This window comes from Mucilaginibacter phenanthrenivorans, assembly GCF_024721155.1.
Classification (GTDB): Bacteria; Bacteroidota; Bacteroidia; order Sphingobacteriales; family Sphingobacteriaceae; genus Mucilaginibacter; species Mucilaginibacter phenanthrenivorans.
On record NZ_JAHVAP010000002.1, the window covers coordinates 325,959 to 342,960 of the forward strand.

Here is a 17,002-nt window from a genome sequence, read left to right on the forward strand (position 1 = left end):
GGCCTTTTCACTGCCCCGGGAGCAATGCGAAAGATAGTTAGTTTGATTTGAGTGTATAGTAATCGTAGCAGGAGTTTTTCTGCTGCGGTTCTATACTTAGCGTCTATCTTTCAGCTGTTAACAACCTTAAATGAATAAAAGCTAACAAGTGCTTTTTAATTTTAAAACAACTTCAATGAAATTTTATCTTAATATTTTCTCAATAACGGTCTTGACAATACAAGCTATGGCTTGCAGCAAAAAAGCTGTCAATACTGACGTGGCGCCTTCAACACCCAAGACCCATATTTATTACGTATCTGTTAATGGGTCAGAAACCAATACAGGTTCAATTAATGCCCCTTTCCAAAGTATCAATACCGCTTTAAGTCATGTGGCAGCCGGAGACACAGTAATGGTCAGGGGCGGTACTTATTATGAACAAGTGATATTTCCAAAGTCGGGATTACTGAATAAGAATATCACGATAAAAGCATATCCCGGAGAAAAGCCTTTAATAGATGGAAGCAAAATAACGGTATCGGGTTGGCTGCCATTGGTTACGCTAAGTAATGTAAAGTACATCTCGCTTGAAGGTTTTGACATATGTAATCTTACAACGTCGGCTTTTAATGCTGATCCCGAAGGCATTGCCATTAACGGCGACTCGCACGATATAACTATTAAGAACTGTAATATCTATAATATAAAAAGCAACGCGTCCCTGGACAATTGGAGGAGCGGGCATGCCATCCTGGTAATTGGTAATGGCATAGGGCCTATAAGCAATTTGACTATTACAGGTTGTAATATACACGATACACAAACAGGTACAAGCGAAAATGTAACGCTGGCTGGAAATATAGATGGCTTCACCTTCAGCCATAATAAAGTGTACGATACGGAAAATATCGGGATTATTGTTGCAGGTGGCGACAATCTTAATCCGAAGGGAGTTGTTGCTACCAATTATGCCCGTAATGGTGTGATAAGCGATAATGAGTTTCACGATAACACCATGACCAGAACTCCCGAAATTTGGGGACCGGACAGGTATGGAGCTATCTCCATTTACGTTTGTGGCGGCGCTAACACTATTATAGAAAGAAACAAAGTATATAACAGTGACCGGGGTATCGGGTTGGTGAGCGAAAGCAACGTTTATGCAACCAAAACCACTATCGTACGAAACAACTTTATATATAACTGCTATCGTACAGGCATATACATGGGCGATTATTTAAATTATACATCCGGCGGAACTAAAAGCTGCTATGTGGTGAATAATACGTTGTTCCAGAATGACCGTGTTGCAGGGGCATTTGGCGAGATAGAAGGGGAGATCAGGCTTACGGAACATTGCGACAGTAATGTGATAAAGAACAATATTATATATGCACGACCGGTTGATTTGTTTATTCACAAATACACCTCAACGGGAAGCAATAATGTTATTGATAACAATTTATATTATACCACAGGTACACCGCAGTGGATCTGGAACGGTACCAATGGCACTCCGTATACTGATTTAATTGCCTGGAAGGCCGCCAGTGGTAATGATGCTAATTCATCAAACGGCGCAGACCCTCTTTTGGTGAATACATCGCTTCCTGATCTTCACATACAATCATCATCGCCTGCGACAAATACCGGGCTGGTAATTTCAACTGCTATAAATGGCGTAACAGATATTGATGGGAATACGCGTATTGTGAACAGTAAAATAAGTAAGGGTGCACAACAGTAAGGTGTTTTTTGATTTTAATGCGAACGGTAATGAAATGTAATATTATTATTTTTTTAATGATTGGTTTTGCAGTACTGGCATTTGGATGCAGCAAAAAAGGCCCAAATGATACAGTAACGCCGGTATCTTCCGGCAATGTTCATGTTTATTATGTATCTAACAATGGTTTAGAATCAAATAAGGGGACAATTGATGCGCCATTCCAAACCATTAATACCGCGTTAAGCCATACAATACCCGGTGATACGGTAATGGTAAGAGGCGGCATATACAGCGAAAAGGTGGTGTTTCCCAGGTCGGGGGTGATGGATAAGTATATTACATTAAAAGCCTATCATGGTGAAAAACCTATCATTGACGGCAGTACTTTTAGCGTTAATGGCAGGGAGGCGCTGGTAACCGTTGATAAGGCTAAGTTTATAGTAGTGGATGGGTTTGAAATACGCAATCTTAAAACTGCTACCGGTGAGCCCAAAGCCATTATGGTTGAGGGTGGTTCTGATTATATTACCATAAAAAACAACACCATATATGGTATTGATTATACGCAGCTTCCGCTTAATGGAGGAGGGAATGCCATTTTAATTATTGGAGATACTTCCGATCCCGTAACTAATATTACGGTTACCGGGAATATTATACACGATTGTAAAACCGGCTACGGCGAAAACTTAACCGTTAACGGCTATGTTGATGGATTTACCATTACTAACAATACAATTTATAATGCTCAAAACATTGGTATTGATGCAGCGGGGGGCTATTCGGCCAATCCGGATCCCACACTTAATTATGCACGAAATGGTGTTATCAGCGGCAATACCTGTTATAATATTGAAAGTAAAAGGGGGCCGCTTGGGGGGCATGGTGCCATAGGTATTTATGTGGATGGCGGCAGAAATGTTGTAGTTGAAAAAAACAGGGTATCTATTACTGACCGGGGTATTGGTGCGGTAAGCGAAACAAATGGATTCCCTACAGATCATGTTACCATAAGAAACAATCTTGTGTATAACTGTTGGTGTGCAGGCATCTACATGGGTGGGTATTTAAACTACACAAGTGGCGGTACAAGTAATTCTGCCATAGTGAATAATACCTTGTACAACAACAACCAGGCCTTAGGTGCCTTTGGTGAAATAGAAGGAGAGATAAGCATAAGGGAAGACTGCACAAATAATGTTATAAAGAATAATGTTATTTATGGAGGTACATCAGATATGTTTATTCATAAATACACTGCTACGGGATCTGGCAATATTATCGACTATAACCTTTACTATACAACCGGCGGTGCGCAGTGGACCTGGAACGGCGTTTTATATACCGATTATAATTTATGGAAGGCGGCCTGCATCGGAGATACTAATTCAACAAATAGCACAGACCCTTTATTTATAAACACACCTACCCCTGATTTTCATTTGCAATTGTCATCTCCGGCAAAAAATAGCGGGTTGGTAATATCTGATACCGTCAACGGCAATACTGATTTTGATGGGAATGTACGTGTTGTAAATAATAAAATAAGTAAAGGCGCTTATCAATGATCAATGTGTGGCAAATAAAATGTATTCGTCCCGCTTTGGATTTAAGTCTTGAAATCCAGTAGTGGTGATGATAATCCTTTACCGTTTAATGTTTATATGTTTTGGACTAAATAGATAAATGCTCATTGTTTTAATCTTGATTACAAAATGGAAAAGATCCCCACAATTAAAGAGATAGCTAAACGCTTAAAAGTAAGTACTTCAACAGTATCCCGGGCTCTTCACGGTCACCCCAGCATCGGCCTCGTAACAACAATGCGGGTTAATAAGGTGGCAAACGAATTAAATTATGAACGGAATGAAACCGCCATATTTTTTAAGCAGCGAAAAACATTTACCATCGGCGTCATTCTTCCTGATTTTTCTGAGGCATTTTTTTCCTCGGCTCTCAGCGGGATAGAAGATTATGCCAGCAAAAAGAATTATAATGTTTTTATCGGGCAGTCATTTGAAAATCCTGAAAAGGAAAAACGGATCCTGGAAACGATGAAAAACCATCGGTTAGATGGTATTATCATATCCATAAGCAAAAACACTACGGATTTTGAAGTGTTTAAACAACTGAAAAAATATAATATCCCCATCGTGTTTTTTGATCGTATCCCCGGCATGGAGGATATACATTATTCGGCTTGTAATCTTCAATCAGGGATGTTACAGGCCATTGATTGTTTAATAGAAAAAGGGCACCGCAGTATCGGGCTGATTAATGGCCCATCGCAGCTGGTTGCAAGTAAAGAGCGCCTGGATGCCTTTAAAAAGGGGCTTAATGATCACCAGATAGCTATAAATACGGAACTGATCGTTTCTTCGGATCTGTCATCAGAGCAAAATCACCAGGCCACGCAGCAGCTATTATCTTTAGCAGAAAGGCCTACGGCTATCATTACTTTTAATGATTATGTGGCACGTGATGCAATGGCACTGGTGAAAACACACAACCTGGTTGTTAATCGCGATATAAGCTTTATCAGTTTTGCAAATTCACCAATCTGGAGCTTTATGGATAACTCACCGCTTGCATCCATTGAACAGTTCCCCCAAAAACAGGGCATAAAAGCAGCAGAAATACTTTTCGGGCTATTTGATGACCATATTAAAGAAAAACCATTAACTCCTGTTTTTCACCATGCTGTATTTGATTCCAGTATGGTATCTCACGCAGTTAAGGCCATGGCATAAGGAACATGTAAATACGATTGTTCAAAACGGTTTTATTTACACATCTGCCCAAATAAATCACTAAAAATGTGCTTTGTCAATTTAAAATGGCAGCACATTATCCTTATTAAACTATACCTCATGATTCGAGCATTTTTATACACTGCGATTATATTTTTATTAAACTTTAATAACCTATTTGCTCAGAAATTTGAAGCACTGGCACAAACGCCGCCTATGGGCTTCAATACCTGGAATACGTTTCAAACCAATATTAATGAGCAAATGCTTAAAAATATGGTTGACACCTTTATCTCCTCGGGTATGAAGGATGCCGGCTACCGATATTTTATATTGGATGACGGATGGATGGCTATGCAAAGGGATAGCAGTGGTAACCTGGTGCCCGATCCTCAAAAATTTCCAGGCGGAATGAAAAAATTTGTGGACTATGTACACGCTAAAGGCTTAAAATTTGGTATTTATAATTGTGCGGGCACCTTAACCTGCGGAGGTTATCCCGGTACGCGCGGATATGAGTACCAGGATGCCCGTTTTTATGCAGCACTGGGAGTAGATTACTTAAAATACGACTGGTGTAATACAGTCGGTTTAGATGCTAAAGAAGCATATACAACTATGAGTAAAGCTATTAAAGTAGCCGGAAGGCCAATGGTGTTCAGTTTATGCGAATGGGGTAACCATAAGCCCTGGGAATGGGCAACTAACATAGGGCATTTATGGCGTACCACAGGCGACATCGCCGCCGGCTTTGACGGAGTTGTGGATAAAGGGACATGGAAAGCAATGAGTGTTATGGGCATAGCTGATAAGCAAGCTGAAATGAGGCAATATTCCGGGCCGGGCCATTGGAATGATCCGGATATGCTGGAAGTGGGGAACGGTATGACCTATAATGAAGATAAGGCTCATTTTTCGCTATGGTGTATGTTGGCTGCACCGTTAATGGCTGGTAATGATCTTCGTAAAATGTCAGACCAAACTAAATCCATTTTGACAAATGGGGATGCGATTGCTATAGACCAGGATGTTTTAGGGGTTGCCGGGTTTAAATATGCTGCACTTGATGGATTGGAAATCTGGATAAAGCCATTAGCCAATAATGAACTGGCCGTTTGTTTTTTAAACAGATCTGCAAAGCAGAAAACCATTACTTTTAACTGGAAGGATCACCCGATAAAAGATGGTTTATCAAGCATCATTATTGATTTTAATACATCGGCTTATAAGATATATGATTTATGGCTGAAGAAAACCTTAGGTAATACTAATCGTGCATTAAAATCAGATTTGGGAGTACATGATGTAATGATGATTAAATTAACTAAGCTATAAGGAGTTATGCATTATCAGCCGAAAGATTAAATGCTAAACCATAGTTCCAAAATGTGGTTTTTTTAAGCAGCCTATTTCTTGTATTGTAATTTGTCTTCAATGTAAGAAACGTCATAGGGATTAATTAATATAATATTTCTGTCACTATCTAATAAAAAACTGGAAGGAAGTGACCTGACATTAAACAGCCGTCCGTTATCATTATCAAAACCTTTTAATTGTGAAGTGTGATAGCCGGGTAAACTGTCTGTTTTGATGGCTTTTTGCCAGTCCGCCTTATTTTGGTCAAACGATATATTAACATATTCCAATTGATCCCGGTTATACTTTTGATATAGCGTAACCAGTTGCTTATTTGCAGGACGGCAGGGGCCGCACCACGATGCCCAAAAATGGACTAAAATATATCTACTGCTTAAAGAAGATAAACTAATTAGCTTACCCGTTTGATCTGGAAATACAAAGTCAATCTTCTTTTTAATTGTATTAAGGTCAATGTATCGCTTTAGGCTTTTTCCGTATAAAGTATTTTGTGAATAAGCTGATAGCATTTGATAGGCCGCCATAGCTTCCTTATATGGTTTTCGGTCAGCAAAATGCTCATACGCTATTATTGCACCTGCTTCGCTGTTCTTATTTAACGCTAAATGCCTGTATATTATCTTATTCCAATATGTTTCAGCAGAATCTCCATATCGTTTAATCACATAATATCCCGGTGAGATTTCTTCTTCGAGTTCGCATGCTATTCTACCATAATCCATCATTTTACCGGAAAGCTGGTGTTTTGTTGTATCAGATACCTTAAATGTATCTGTTTTTAGCAGGTAACAATTATAAGTTGGTATAACCCTCAGTTTTGCCTTTCCATCTACCGTATCCCGTTTAAATTTTGGAAGACGTATAGTTCTTGAATTTACGTTAAAAAGAAATAATGCATGTTCATATTGTTTTACAAAATTAAAGTATGCGTTTGTTTGTGCGCTGCCGCTAACAAAAAACGCATCCCAGTCATTTGTATTAATATGAATCTTTGTTTCCCTTTGGCTGACAAGAAAAATTATTTTTTCCTGAAATACTATTTTTGGGGAATATATATACATGAGTGCTGGATGATCAGCCTTTACCTGATAGGTAAACTTTCCATTTTTTGTTTGAATGGAATCCCTATGTGTTGGATTAAAGCTGGCATCAAATTGAGATATGTACAGCGTTATATCGCCTGCACATTCTATGCTTCCGCTAATTAAAAACTCGCGTTTTTTAACCTGCCCGAATGCTGAAATATAAACCATGCAGAACAGAACAATAAAGGATTTAGTTATATAATTCGCCATAATTATAAGTTGACCCGCTTAGTCTTTAATTTCACTATTACTTTGGTCGAAATATAGTTTTATGTTTTACCGGAAACAGGTGGTTAAGTATGTTAATCAAAATCAACTTATCCTTAATATTCAAGTACAAAAGTGTCGCTATATTTTAGTGTGGTGCTTTTTTGCAGTGCACCAGGTATTTGAATGTTCAGCAGCCCGTTTTGATAGGCCCATTTTAATTTTTGAGTACTGCCCAGCAAACTCACTTTTTTAAGTTGTGTAATGTTATTAACCGGGAAGCTTACCATGGCAGGAAGGCTTACATTGTCTTTTTCAGATAACCAAAAAGCATATAACTTTTTTTTAGTTTTTGACTTGGTGAAATAGATATTTCCGGCAGAGTAAGGTGCAACGGGTTCTGAACCGTAGATGCCTTTGCCGTTAATCTTTATCCAATCAGCAATATCCTGTAATCTTTGATAGGCAACAGGGTTCCAGTCGCCATCTGGCCCCGGAGGGATATTAAGCAGGAGGTTACCTCCCCGTGAAACTATTTTTATAAGTGTTTGCACCAGTTGCAGGCTGGGTTTAAATTCGTCGTCAGGATGATAGCTCCAGTACTTTCCAATGGTCATACAGGTTTCCCATGGGTAGGGCAGTGGCTTACCCGGTACTTCCTGTTCCGGCGTGGTATAGTTTTCAAATTCGCCGGTAACTGTACGATCTACCATAATCAGGCCCGGTTGATGGCTGCGGCTCATATTTGCTATTTTGGCCATATCAAGGTCCTGGTTGTAATGTTGCGGATCATTCTCCTTTGTATTCGACGGCCTTACCCAGCCACCATCGAGCCATAAAATATCTATTTTGCCATAACCTGTCATCAATTCTTCAACCTGCTTATACGTAAAATCTTTAAACTTTTGCCAGCGTTCCGGGTAGCGCTGCGGATCATAATTAACATTGTGGTCTTTAGGAGGGAGGTAGGGCCACCAATAGTTTTGGTTGTGCCAGTCTGGTTTGGAGAAATATGCCCCGATCATGAAATTGTCCTTCCGAAAGGCATTAAATATTTCTTTGGTGATGTTGCTTCGCGGGTTTTTAGAGAACGGTGTTTTAGGATCTGTAATTTTATAATCCGTTTGTTTGGTGTCAAACATACTAAAGCCATCATGGTGTTTGGTAGTAAATACCATATAGTTCATGCCCGCAGCTTTGGCCGCCCTGGCCCATTTCTCAGGGTTGAAGTTAACCGGATTGAAGGTAGTTTGCAGATTTTCGTATGCTTTTTTATAAGTAAAATAATCATCGCTATATGGGCCTGTACGTGTAACCCAGTCATCGGGGCAAATAGTCCAGCTTTCAGTCACACCCCATTGACTATATGTTCCCCAGTGCATAAACAAACCAAACTTCTGGCCTTGCCATTGTGCAAGTTTTTGTCGTACCAGGGAATCTTTAGGAACCTGGTATGTGTCTGGCGCTACCTGTTCCTTTTGCGCGAATGTCACTTGATTGCAGGCCAGAAAACAAAGACCAAGTATGAATTTCCTAATCATAACAATGTTATTTGGAGTCGAATGAATTTTGTCGTAGCGGTTGATTTGGTTAAATTATTTTAAGATCAGCTCAATTACCGGGATCTCGGTATCAGGTTTGGTTTCCGGAAGACTTAATACCAGGTCGTTTCCGGAATCTTTTGATTTGTTGTCCGTTTGGATCTCTGATGCGTCATGCAAAAACTGGGCGTATTTTACTTTATCCTTGTAGCCTGCTAACGTGATTGTTTTACCCGGATACTCCAACAGATGCACATATAGCCGTTTGGTATTCGCGTTATAGGTAAGCATGGTATGCTCGGTAGCTTTAAATGTTTCCGGGGCTTCGGTGCATCCGTAAATAGAACGGCTGTTGTATTTCATCCAGTTTGCTATTCCGTCAAGTCTGTCGTTGGCGCGTTTATCAAATAAACCACGAGCAGTTGGGCCCACATTCAGCAACAGGTTACCGCGTTTGCTTACAGCCTCTATAAGCATTGTAATTAGCTGGTGAGTGCTTTTCCAACTGTTTTCATCACGAAAATATCCCCAGGAGCCAGAAAATGTTTGGCAGGTTTCCCAGTAAGTTTTGTAATCGTTTTTTTTTGTCCACTCTGATAAGTTTACCTGCTCGGGCGTCAGGTAATCCCACCCGTCCTGGTAATCATTTAAATCAAGGCGGTTATCAATTATAATATTCGGCTGCAGTTTTCTTATTTCTTTAACTAATTCAACAGATCCCCAATCTTTGCTGCCTTTTCCGTGTTTCCCATTATCGGGGTACGAAAAATCCAGCCAAAGGATATCAATCTTGCCATAATTGGTAAGCAGTTCTTTAACCTGGTTTTCCATGTAGGTACGGTACCTGGCCATATCCCGTCCTTTATTTAACTTGTCATAATCGTCATCCTTCTCACTTGCCGGCTGCAAGGGATGTAGAACGTCAACCGTAAAATCTGGATGGTGCCAATCCAGCAATGAATAATAGAAACCTATTTTTATGCCTTCGGCCCTAAAAGCGTCTACAAATTCTCTTACAAGGTCCCGTTTGGCAGCGGTATTAGTGGCCTTATAGTCGGTGTATTTTGAATCAAATAAGCAAAACCCTTCGTGATGCTTGGTAGTAAGCACGGCATATTTCATTCCGGCTGCCTTAGCCTTTTTTGCCCATTCCTTAGGGTTAAACAAATCGGGGTTAAACTCATCAAAATAAGGCTGGTATTGCGCATCCGTCATACGTTCCCATCTTTTTACCCATTCATGCCTTGCAGCTTGCGAATAAAGCCCCCAATGGATGAACATGCCAAAACGGTCATTGGTCCACCATGCCATACGTTTCGCTTTTTGTTCAGGTGTTTCTGTTCCTATTTTTTTTTGAGCGTATATGGGAGAAAATGCCAGGAAAATTAATAAAGTACTTAATACTGTTTTTTTGATTTGACGCATCGGGAACCGCTAGTTTGAATTAAATGGGTGTTTTAAGAAAAATGATGTTTTACATCGATAATATTTCATCAACCACTTCATGCAGAGGCCTGGATGATTGTTCGGGAATTAACTTTTGGTTTTGTTCCACCCAATTACGCTCCCAGGTAAAGTAATCAGGTTCGGGACTGTTTTTGCCCTGCAGGTTGCCCCGCAGGTAATCAAAATAAATTTCCCAGCGGGGCAGGTAATAATTATCCATCAGGCCGGCCCATTCTTTATAGGCATACTCATGCAGGTTATCTTCCGTACGCACACTTTCTCCCCAATAGGTGATCTGCATTAAAATATTTTTTAAATTATTTGTTTTCTCTTCAGCGGTATTGCCGTTAGCTATAGATTGTTTGAGATAGGTATTGAGTCTGAAGTATTGATCGGTGTTCAAAAGATCATCCGTAAGCTTTATCATGTGCAAAAACTTTTCGCTTGCCTTGTTAAAAGCTTGAAGATCCTTATTGTTGTATGCCGTTGTCAGCTCATTAAAAACAATGGTTCCTTTATTGGCCAGCACCTGCCTAACCATGTTGATCAGGTCTATTTTATAAGTAGCTGAATTTATAAAAGCTGGTGTAGCTTTAGCGAATTCCTTCACGGCATTTCTAAACTTCACCGTATCATAATTACGCACAAGTGTACCCCAGCTGGAGATTGATTTAACTTTGAGCGCCGGCCTTGCACAGAAAATCGACTCACCTGCGCCCTCCTGGTAACCGGGAAGGCTTTGATAAATGGTTTGTAGGAAACCCTGCCAGGCCTTGCTGGCATGCTCATTACTTTTACCATAACGATATTTGGCGTAGTCATTGATCCAGTTTTTAGTATCTACCTGCTCCTTGCGCCAACCCAGTTCAAGCATCAAATCATAATCAGGAGGATTATTATTAATGCCCTCGGGCATTATCCCTACACCTTTAAGATAATTACTGTAGGGGCTCTTCCTGGCCCTATATATTTCATCGGCAAAGCGTTGTAATTTCCCGTATACACCCGGGCGTTCGCCAAAATTGTTGACACTGCACCATATAAACGGGGTGTTGTCATAAGCTTTACGTTTTTCCCAGTTATTTGTAAATTCACCAAAAAGCTCCTGCACCAATACTTTTGATTTATCAAGGCCATCAAGCATGGCTTGTTTGGGGTTGTCCTGCCAGCCTTGCAATACCCATATTGAACCCGGGTAGTAATTTTGCATTGATGCCTGTATGGCAGCGCCGGCCTTATTAAGGTCTACACCATCGGTTTTGCCGCCTTCATGAAAAGGGTCGCCTGCAAAAAAGTGAATATCTTTACCATATAATTTCTGCATTTCACTGTAATAGATACCCGCGATACGGCTAAATTCAGGATCAGTAGGGTCAAGTATGTCGGGCCTTTTAAAAGCGCCCCAGTTACCCTGATCAATGATATGTGCTTTGCTCTTATTTTTTAATGAACTTGGAACCATTCCATAAAAACCCTGCAACACGGGCTCTATACCTAACTCCCTCATTCGCTTTATCATTTTTTGCTGAATCAGCTTTCGGTTGTCTACCTGGCTTTGAGGCATAGGGCCTCCCCAACCCTCAATATTGCCCATCAGCCACCATGCGGTATAAGCAGGACCCACTATGAAATTGTTAATTTCATTTTCAGTGTATCCTGTCCTTCTCAGTGTGTTTTGCCACACCGCTTCCATACCTTCAACAGTAAGCATTGTGTTAACGCCGTTCAATGCCATCCAGTCAAGCTCGCGTTCCCAATCAGGCCAACTATAAAAGCTCATGGTATAATTATAAGTACAGTAATTTAACGCATACCGATACTTAGCCTCAGCTTGTACGCTTGCCTTCTTGCTAACAACCGGGATCGGAAAAACGGGGGACAGGTTATCACCCATGTGCGACATAGAGCGATGACAATAATATTTCAGATACCAGCTTACGCCAACCGCCGCCGCATTAGCGCCGGAAGCACTGATAACAAGTTTGTTTTTTATGGTTTTCAGTTCAACTATTTCAGGGCTTGCGTTTTTTAAAGATTTGAAAATAACATGGTTGCTTAACCAGGGAGCGCGTCTTTTAACCAATGCTTTTACAGGATCAAATTGTTGGGCAAAAAGCTGTAATGGTAATAATAAAAGAAGCAGGTAAGTTAGTTTTCGCATGTGAAATTATTGATTTTTTGGGATAACATGCTCGAAACTAACTAAAATTTAATAGAAAAATAATGAGCAGACCCATGCCCTGGCGTTATGAAACTTACGCAAACGTTTGTAATAGATTACGCAACCGATTGCGTTATTTTTCACTATTTTTTCAGGTTATTATTTTGTTACCATTGTAATTCAAAGCATATAATTTATCAAATGGGTTACAGGTTTTATGTTTTGTGAGCACCACAAAAAATCAACAAAATGAATAAACCATGGGAATAAAACCAGGTAGTTTCATAAATAATGAAAATCTCAATCCGCTATTCAGGCATTTTTAAAAATGAAAAAAAACGTTATTACACTTCTTGTTTGCCTGTTTGTAAATGCGATTTCATTTGCACAAACAATCTCCGTTCCCGATTCATTGATGGGGGCTACCGTATTGAGCAAGCGCCCCGATTCAGCAATGCAAAAATGGCGTGAAAATAGGTTTGGTCAATTTATCCATTGGGGCCTGTATGCTGTTACCGGTGGGCAATGGAAAGGTAAAAACTATCCTACGTCTGCTGAATGGTTAAAAGTAGATGCCGGCATTTCATCTGCTGAATATGCGGAAATCATTCATCAGTTTAACCCTCAAAAGTATAACCCAGTCGAATGGGCACATATGGCGAAAAATATGGGCGTAAAATATGTAATCGTTACAACCAAACATCACGAAGGATTTTGTTTGTGGCCAAGTAAATTTACAGATTTTTCTATCGCATCAACGCCTTATAAAAAGGACCTGCTTATGCCTTTTGTAAAGGCTTATCAAAAAGAAGGTATTGATGTTTATTTCTATTATTCTATTCTTGACTGGCATAATCCCGACTATCGCTCTGTTATACAATCTAAAGACGATCAGGAAGCTTTTGAACGGTATTTTGTATACGTTAAAAACCAACTGAAGGAATTGATAACCACCTATCCAAATATCAAAGGTTTTTGGTTTGACGGTCAATGGGAAGCATCCTACAAAAGGAATTATAAATTAGGTTATGAACTGGAGCAGTATTGCAGGACATTAAAACCGGGCATTATCCTTAACAATCGTATTCGTACAGATGCCTTGGGCCATGTGGACCATGACTATAACGGGCGGCATTTTGGCGATTTTGATGGCAGCTTTGAGCGCCGTTTGCCATCCAACGTAAAAACCTTGAATTTTGATTGGGAAGCTTGTATGACCGTTCCGGAAAACCAATGGGGGTACCATAAGATATGGGAGGGCCATGTAAAAACTCCTTTTGAAATACAAGAGATGCTTGCAACCTGTACTTCAATGGGTGGTAATTTTGTACTTAATTTCGGCCCTCAGCCTGATGGAACTATACGGGCATATGAGCAGGATCTGGCAAAAGACGTTGGTGCATGGATGCGGACTAATGGAAGTGCAATATATGGATGCGATAATGCCGGCCTGGAAAAACAGGACTGGGGTTATTTTACACAAAAGCCGGGTGATAACAAGCTTTATATGATCGTTTTTAATATTCCAATTTCCAAAGCATTAAAATTAAAACTTCCCGAAAAAACGACAATTGCAGATAATTCTCTTTTAACTGATAGTCGTCAAATGTTCCGTATTGAGAAAACATATGGAAACGAATATTACCTGCATTTAGGAGATGCAAAATTTACCCAGCCGTTTGTTATAACATTGCAGTTAAAAAAGGATTGACCTGAATTGTTGCCGAGGCAGGATATGGAAACCGGGAGAATTAAGAATTTTAAAGTTTATTTGACTAATGATCCTTTTAAAGGTTTGTAGGAACATCGGTCATGTAAAAAGTTAATGCTCCACCCTTTATCAGCTCTTTGTGTATTAGCTGGTGGTCTTTAATGATTTTGCCGTTAAAGACCACCTTTTTTACATATTTATTTTTTGTCGATAAATGTACTGCTTTAATAGTCAGATTTTTACCATAGCCTAAATCTAGTGTCATCGTCGGAAACTGCGGGGCGCCGATACTGTAAATGCCTGTTGCAGGTGATAAGGGATAAAAGCCCATCGTGTTAAATATATACCACGCCGATGTTTGGCCGCAGTCATCATTCCCGTTAATTCCTACAGGTAAATTCCTGAAGTTCTCTGATGAAGTATGTTCCCTTACCAGTTCTTGCGTTTTTCCGGGCATGCCGCAATAGTTAAAAAGGTATAAATAATGATGACCGGGCTCATTATCAGCCCGATAATGCCCGCCGTCAAAATTGAGGCTCAACTTTTCCGCAAACTGCTTTTGGCCTCCCATTAATTCAATCATGCCTTTTACATCGTGCATGGCGCCAAAGGTGTAGGTCCATTTGGTGCCTTCAGTAAATCCAGCTTCAGGGTCTGATGACCATGCGCCATCATAGCGTCGGGGAGCCATAAAACCGGTTGATTGGTTATACACATTTTTGTAGTTCTTACTCCATGACATGATTTTTTTGTAATCATCAGTTTTACCTATGCCCTTAGCCACTTGCGCCACACAATAATCGTCTATCGAATATTCAATAGTACGTGATACGGATTCCTTAGTTTTATCGGCAGGTACGTACCCTAAATTATGGTAATAGGTAAGCCCGCCCCGGCCTTCAAAACTTGTCCATATATCACGATCTCCCCATTGTTTTAGGGTATCGCCGTCCGGAGGCGTAAATGCATCCTTATGTATAGCCTGGTATGCCAGTTTAACATCAAATCCGCGATACCCTTTTACATAAGCATCAGCTATAACGGCATCAGCATGGGTGCCAATCATGATATTGGTATAAGTTGGATTAGGCCACATGGGCATCCAACCCCCTTCCTTATACATTTGCAGCAACGATTGAATCATGTCGCCTGCTCTTTTTGGCTGGGTAAGCAGGAGCAAAGGGTGCAAAGCCCTAAAGGTATCCCAAAGTGAATAATCATTGTAAGAGATACCCTTATGTATATTGTCGTCAAAAGCGCTATAATATCTTCCATTTTCCGAAAATTGTCTTGGAAATAAAAGGGTATGGTATAATGCAGTATAGAATATTGTTTTGTTATCAGCGCTTACCCCGTTAAGCTTAATTACTTTTAATTGGTTTTGCCATTCGTCGCGTGTGCTTTTTACCAGTTTTTCAAAATCCCAATTGCTAATCTCCTTCTTCAAATTGGCCCTGGCTTGTTCAAGGCTGATGAAGGAGGTAGCTACCATTACTTTAACCTCATCGTTCGCGGTTGTTTTAAATGAAATGTAAGCACCCATACGTGTGCCATACTGACTTTTGTTGCCCTTATTGATGACATGGTTATCCCAGGTTCCATAATTTTTAATTGGTTTATTAAACCTGATTATAAAATATCCTCTGAAGTTTTTAAGAGAAGGGCCAAGCTGGGCTGATTGCCTGTCGGGGTTATAACCCGTTATTTCGTTATTTACAGTGTCAATATTAACGTAGCCTTTTAAATTTTTAATCCGTGCGGTATAATCGTTAGCCCAGTCGGTAAGTCCGGGGGGTAAGTTTATGCCTTGTATAATTAATTGTGCCTGTTCTGCCGCCGGGAAGGTGAACCTGAACATACCACAAGTATTGGCCCCGGCTATTTCGGCTTTAATTTTTCCGCCACCTGCGGTTTTTAATTTTACCGAATAATAATAGGGCTTAGCAATTTCGTCTGTGTGCTCATAGGCAAGAGCCCTTTCTTCTGGCAAAACTTTCAGTTCGCCAATCTGGGGCATAACCGAAACATAACCATAATCGCCCATCCAAACGGTAGGCTGGTGCGAAGCCAAAAATCCGATAACTGTTTTATCTTCGTACTCGTAGTTCATGCGGCCCATTTTGTTCTCGTCGGTTTGCGCAACAAAATTGGTCATGGCAAAAGGAACGTTTACGCAAGGCATGGTACCCCCTCCGTCAAGCCCTTTACCAAAGCCTGTTGTAGCGGTTCCGATAAGGGAGTTTACAAAATCGATATTTTCTTCCGGCTGTTTAGGTGATTTTGTTTGACCGTAACCAGTGATGCCTAAATGACATAACAAGATAAATAAATAGGTAATCTGCTTGTATTTTATGTGTCTCATAAGTTATACTGCAATGTATAAAATCCGGGTGACAAATGTTATTCGGTTTTGTCAAAAAGGCGGGATAAGGTTACTTTAGCGCCCTCTCCTGTTTAATCAACCGTTTGTGTAATTTAATATTAAAAAGGTTTTTTTTGGGGATATAAGTGAAGATTGCGTTTTCCTTCCAATAAGTTGATAATTGCACTTTCTTTCCTTGATTTCAGCATATCGATAAACTGATTGTTAAGCCGGATCACCCCCAGGTAATTGACGTTCATTTGATTGATCTATTTCAAGCAGGAACACATTCAATTAGATCTAAATTCAGTCCTGAAGGGTTAAAATTAATTCAAATAAAATCAGAAACAACTTTCAGGTTTTTTCTAAATGCTGAGTTTGGAATTAATAGAGCTTCGGAAAATTTTGTTATTGATATGCTTTTTTAATATAGAAAGATTCGTCTAGCTTATTTTCAATCAAAAATTTTGATCGGTTCGTAATCCGTACCATAAAACGTCTTCAAAACCGGGCTGTTTTCTGCAAATCAACTATAAACCGGTTCGAGATTTAGCCGGATGGTTTTGCGGAAAATACTTACGCTGCCCCAGAACCTATATGAAAGCAAGGTGATGATTTTTCAATTTGAACATCTCGCACTCTATTTTTTGA

10 protein-coding genes are annotated in these 17,002 nt (G+C 39.9%); 5 read left to right on the top strand and 5 right to left on the bottom strand.

What is annotated here, in order from left to right:
• The first annotated feature begins 175 nt into the window (after positions 1 to 175).
• The 4 genes from KXD93_RS06085 (at position 176) to KXD93_RS06100 (ending at position 5,796) form a co-directional block, all read left to right on the top strand.
• On the top strand, positions 176 to 1,729 hold the full coding sequence (locus tag KXD93_RS06085; protein ID WP_258136032.1) for a right-handed parallel beta-helix repeat-containing protein: 1,554 nt from the start codon (positions 176 to 178) through the stop codon (positions 1,727 to 1,729).
• Positions 1,730 to 1,785: 56 nt separating this feature from the next.
• Complete coding sequence (locus tag KXD93_RS06090; RefSeq protein ID WP_258136033.1) at positions 1,786 to 3,279, top strand: right-handed parallel beta-helix repeat-containing protein; 1,494 nt, start codon at positions 1,786 to 1,788, stop codon at positions 3,277 to 3,279.
• A gap of 147 nt (positions 3,280 to 3,426) precedes the next feature.
• Positions 3,427 to 4,461 carry a LacI family DNA-binding transcriptional regulator gene (locus tag KXD93_RS06095; RefSeq protein WP_258136034.1) on the top strand — a complete coding sequence of 345 codons (1,035 nt, stop codon included), beginning with the start codon at positions 3,427 to 3,429 and terminating at the stop codon, positions 4,459 to 4,461.
• A 120-nt stretch (positions 4,462 to 4,581) separates the two neighbouring features.
• Entirely contained in the window at positions 4,582 to 5,796 is a 1,215-nt protein-coding gene (locus KXD93_RS06100) for a glycoside hydrolase family 27 protein (RefSeq protein WP_258136035.1), read from the top strand.
• 71 nt (positions 5,797 to 5,867) lie between these two features.
• On the opposite strand, the gene KXD93_RS06105 is transcribed toward KXD93_RS06100, so the two are convergent.
• The 4 genes from KXD93_RS06105 to KXD93_RS06120 all read right to left on the bottom strand — a co-directional run bounded on the left by KXD93_RS06105 (position 5,868) and on the right by KXD93_RS06120 (position 12,278).
• Positions 5,868 to 7,133, bottom strand: coding sequence for a TlpA disulfide reductase family protein (locus KXD93_RS06105; RefSeq protein ID WP_258136036.1), 1,266 nt, complete (start codon positions 7,131 to 7,133; stop codon positions 5,868 to 5,870).
• A 113-nt stretch (positions 7,134 to 7,246) separates the two neighbouring features.
• Positions 7,247 to 8,671 carry an alpha-L-fucosidase gene (locus tag KXD93_RS06110; protein WP_258136037.1) on the bottom strand — a complete coding sequence of 475 codons (1,425 nt, stop codon included), beginning with the start codon at positions 8,669 to 8,671 and terminating at the stop codon, positions 7,247 to 7,249.
• Between the two features lie 54 nt (positions 8,672 to 8,725).
• Entirely contained in the window at positions 8,726 to 10,096 is a 1,371-nt protein-coding gene (locus tag KXD93_RS06115; protein ID WP_258136038.1) for an alpha-L-fucosidase, read from the bottom strand.
• A gap of 49 nt (positions 10,097 to 10,145) precedes the next feature.
• Positions 10,146 to 12,278 carry an alpha-N-acetylglucosaminidase gene (locus tag KXD93_RS06120; RefSeq protein ID WP_258136039.1) on the bottom strand — a complete coding sequence of 711 codons (2,133 nt, stop codon included), beginning with the start codon at positions 12,276 to 12,278 and terminating at the stop codon, positions 10,146 to 10,148.
• Between the two features lie 328 nt (positions 12,279 to 12,606).
• On the opposite strand from KXD93_RS06120, the gene KXD93_RS06125 reads away from it, so the two are divergent.
• Complete coding sequence (locus KXD93_RS06125; protein ID WP_258136040.1) at positions 12,607 to 13,989, top strand: alpha-L-fucosidase; 1,383 nt, start codon at positions 12,607 to 12,609, stop codon at positions 13,987 to 13,989.
• Positions 13,990 to 14,065: 76 nt separating this feature from the next.
• Here the strand turns inward: KXD93_RS06125 and KXD93_RS06130 are convergent, their stop codons facing one another.
• Positions 14,066 to 16,351 carry a GH92 family glycosyl hydrolase gene (locus KXD93_RS06130; protein ID WP_258136041.1) on the bottom strand — a complete coding sequence of 762 codons (2,286 nt, stop codon included), beginning with the start codon at positions 16,349 to 16,351 and terminating at the stop codon, positions 14,066 to 14,068.
• Positions 16,352 to 17,002 lie beyond the last annotated feature (651 nt).

What these genes read in the sequence shown, in the direction of transcription:
- KXD93_RS06085 (WP_258136032.1), top strand. Translation starts at nt 176, where the DNA reads ATGAAATTTTATCTTAATATTTTCTCAATAACGGTCTTGACAATACAA.
- KXD93_RS06090 (WP_258136033.1), top strand. Translation starts at nt 1,786, where the DNA reads ATGATTGGTTTTGCAGTACTGGCATTTGGATGCAGCAAAAAAGGCCCA.
- KXD93_RS06095 (WP_258136034.1), top strand. Translation starts at nt 3,427, where the DNA reads ATGGAAAAGATCCCCACAATTAAAGAGATAGCTAAACGCTTAAAAGTA.
- KXD93_RS06100 (WP_258136035.1), top strand. Translation starts at nt 4,582, where the DNA reads ATGATTCGAGCATTTTTATACACTGCGATTATATTTTTATTAAACTTT.
- KXD93_RS06105 (WP_258136036.1), bottom strand. Translation starts at nt 7,133, where the DNA reads ATGGCGAATTATATAACTAAATCCTTTATTGTTCTGTTCTGCATGGTT.
- KXD93_RS06110 (WP_258136037.1), bottom strand. Translation starts at nt 8,671, where the DNA reads ATGATTAGGAAATTCATACTTGGTCTTTGTTTTCTGGCCTGCAATCAA.
- KXD93_RS06115 (WP_258136038.1), bottom strand. Translation starts at nt 10,096, where the DNA reads ATGCGTCAAATCAAAAAAACAGTATTAAGTACTTTATTAATTTTCCTG.
- KXD93_RS06120 (WP_258136039.1), bottom strand. Translation starts at nt 12,278, where the DNA reads ATGCGAAAACTAACTTACCTGCTTCTTTTATTATTACCATTACAGCTT.
- KXD93_RS06125 (WP_258136040.1), top strand. Translation starts at nt 12,607, where the DNA reads ATGAAAAAAAACGTTATTACACTTCTTGTTTGCCTGTTTGTAAATGCG.
- KXD93_RS06130 (WP_258136041.1), bottom strand. Translation starts at nt 16,351, where the DNA reads ATGAGACACATAAAATACAAGCAGATTACCTATTTATTTATCTTGTTA.